Below are 2,626 nucleotides of genomic sequence, written 5' to 3' on the forward strand. Positions count from 1 at the left end.
CCCCCCGTAAACGGGGGAAGCTAAGAGAGCGAGATTGGCGTCACCTTCAGCCTCCCCTGCTTGCGGGGGAGGGGGACCACGCAACGCGTGGTGGAAGGGGCGAAATCATGAGCGTAGGAAGCAGAACAGTCCTCACTAAAAGATTTTCCCAAGCAAATTAGGATAAAGCGAAAATACCTTTAAACTGATGACAAAAGTCGTAAGACGTAAGTCAAGTTTAGAAGGGCATACGGCGGATGCCTAGGCGTTTCGAAACGAAGAAGGACGCGATCAGCTGCGATAAGCCATGACGAGCTGCAAGTAAGCATAGACTCATGGATTTCCGAATGGGGCAACCCGGCAAGAGTAACGTCTTGTCACCTTATCTACGAGATAAGGAGAAAACACCCGATGAACTGAAACATCTAAGTAGTCGGAGGAAAAGAAATCAAAGAGATTCCCTGAGTAGCGGCGAGCGAAACGGGAAGAGCCCAAACCAAATGACTTCGGTTGTTTGGGGTTGCGGACCTGCAACAAACTGGACACTTTAGTGGAAGCATCTGGGAAGGTGCGGCAAAGAGAGTGAGACCCTCGTACACGAAAGAGTGAAAAGCGGGCAGGAATCCAGAGTACCACAGGGCACGAGGAACCCAGTGGGAAGCAGGGTGGACCACCATCCAAGGCTAAATACATCGAAACGACCGATAGCGATGAGTACCGTGAGGGAAAGGTGAAAAGAACCCCGGGAGGGGAGTGCAATAGAACCTGAAACCGTATGTCTACAAACAGTCGGAGCACTTTACATGTGCGACGGCGTGCCTATTGAAGAATGAACCGGCGAGTTAATTTATGCTGCGAGGTTAAGCGGGAGACGCGGAGCCGAAGCGAAAGCGAGTCTTAAGAGGGCGTCAAGTAGCATGGATTAGACCCGAAACCACAGTGATCTATACATGTCCAGGTTGAAGCTCAGGTAAAAATGAGTGGAGGACCGAACCCGTGCATGTTGAAAAATGTTGGGATGAGATGTGTATAGGGGTGAAATGCCAATCGAACGTGGAGATAGCTGGTTCTCCCCGAAATAGCTTTAGGGCTAGCCTCAGGCGAATAACCATAGAGACGGTAGAGCACTGATCGGGCAAGGGGGCGTAAAGCCTACCGACCCCAGTCAAACTACGAATGGCTCATATGGGCAGCCTGGGAGTCAGAATGCGAGTGATAAGACCCGTATTCAAGAGGGAAACAGCCCAGACCGCCGGCTAAGGTCCCAAATGCTGTGCTAAGTGGAGAAGGATGTAGGACTTCGAAAACAACCAGGATGTTGGCTCAGAAGCAGCCACCATTAAAAGAGTGCGTAATAGCTCACTGGTCGAGAGGCCCTGCGCCGAAAATATCCGGGGCTAAAGCACAGAACCGAAGCCGCGGCAAAGTTACTATGTAACTTTGGGTAGGGGAGCGTTCTTATCCGGACGAAGGTAGACCGGAAGGACTGCTGGACGGATAAGAAGTGAGAATGCCGGTATGAGTAGCGAAACGACAGGTGAGAATCCTGTCCACCGAAAGCCTAAGGTATCCCGGGCAACGCTCGTCGTCCCGGGGTTAGTCGGGACCTAAGCCGAGGCGAAAAGCATAGGCGATGGACAACTGGCGAAAATTCCAGTACCGGGCGTCTTCGTTTGAGGATGGAGTGACGCAGGAAGGAAGCTGAGCACGCGATTGGATGTGCGTGTCGAAGGCGGTAGGCTAGTATGGAGGCAAATCCCCATACTACAAGGCCGAGAACCGATCGATAGGAAAGACTACGGTCAATCTGAATTCAGCTGCACTACACTGCCAAGAAAAGCTTCTAACGAGAAGACGTCCGCCCGTACCAAAACCGACACAGGTAGGCGGGGAGAGAATCCTAAGGTGCGCGGGAAAACCCTCGTTAAGGAACTCGGCAAAATGCATCCGTAACTTCGGGAAAAGGATGGCCGCTGGTGGTGAAGACATTTACTGTTGGAGCTGTTGGCGGCGGCAGAAAAGAGGCCCAAGCGACTGTTTACCACAAACACAGGTGCCTGCGAAAGCGCAAGCTGAAGTATAGGTGCTGACGCCTGCCCGGTGCAGGAAGGTTAAGGAGAGTTGTTAGCCGTAAGGTGAAGCAGCGAACTGAAGCCCCTGTAAACGGCGGCCGTAACTATAACGGTCCTAAGGTAGCGAAATTCCTTGTCGGGTAAGTTCCGACCCGCACGAAAGGCGTAACGATTTGGGCACTGTCTCAACGAGGGACCCGGTGAAATTGAAATACCTGTGAAGATGCAGGTTACCCGCGACTGGACAGAAAGACCCCATGGAGCTTTACTGCAGCTTGGCATTGGTCTTTGGCATATAACGTACAGGATAGCCGGGAGACTGGGAGGATAGATCGCTAGAACTATCGGAGTCACCGTTGGGATACCGGCCTTTATATGCTAAGGATCTAACCGGAACATTAACAGTGTTCGGGACAGTACCAGGCGGGCAGTTTGACTGGGGCGGTCGCCTCCGAAAGAGCAACGGAGGCGTCCAAAGGTTCCCTCAGCGCGGACAGAAATCGCGCGAAGAGCATAAAGGCAGAAGGGAGCTTGACTGCGAGACTGACGGGTCGAGCAGGTACGAAAGTAGGGCT

Annotated in this window: 1 rRNA gene (cut by a window edge); it reads left to right on the top strand. The window is 52.6% G+C overall.

What is annotated here, in order from left to right:
• Nucleotides 1-209 precede the first annotated feature (209 nt).
• Nucleotides 210-2,626, top strand: a 23S ribosomal RNA gene (locus tag AXF19_RS15985); it runs 1,399 nt beyond the window's last position.

This window comes from Selenomonas sp. oral taxon 126, from assembly GCF_001683335.1.
Taxonomy (GTDB): Bacteria; Bacillota; Negativicutes; order Selenomonadales; family Selenomonadaceae; genus Centipeda.